The 352-nt window shown below is 66.5% G+C and carries 1 protein-coding gene; it reads right to left on the bottom strand.

Annotated features, from left to right (window positions below; all coding sequences use genetic code 11):
- The coding region (locus EN859_RS36100) for a transposase (RefSeq protein WP_189502528.1) at nt 1–352 on the bottom strand (352 nt) is incomplete at both ends.

The following is a 352-nucleotide window of genomic DNA, read 5'->3' as shown; positions in this document are numbered from 1 at the left end:
GGCCTTGGGCTGCGGCGCGGCGAGAAGTTCGCGAGCGCGCGCAATGTTGGCCTTGGCGTGCGCACTGGCGAGTAGCCCATAGTGGCGGATGCGATGGAAGCCTTTGGGCAGCACGTGGAGCAGGAAGCGGCGGATGAACTCGCCCGCTTCGAGCGTCATGGTCCGGTACCGCTCGCTGCCATTGCGGCGGTAGTCCTTGACGCGGAACGTGACGCCCGCCTCGTCGAGCGCGATCAGCCGGCTGTTGGAGATGGCGACGCGGTGGGTATAGCGCGACAGGTAGGCCAGCACCGCCTCGGGTCCGGCGAAGGGCGGCTTGGCATAGACGAACCAGTTCTTCTTCTTGAGCGGT

This window comes from Mesorhizobium sp. M00.F.Ca.ET.216.01.1.1 (assembly GCF_004010325.2).
Lineage (GTDB): Bacteria > Pseudomonadota > Alphaproteobacteria > Rhizobiales > Rhizobiaceae > Mesorhizobium.
Note: the sequence above shows the minus strand (reverse complement) of the source record. Positions and strands in the feature narration are given on the sequence as shown.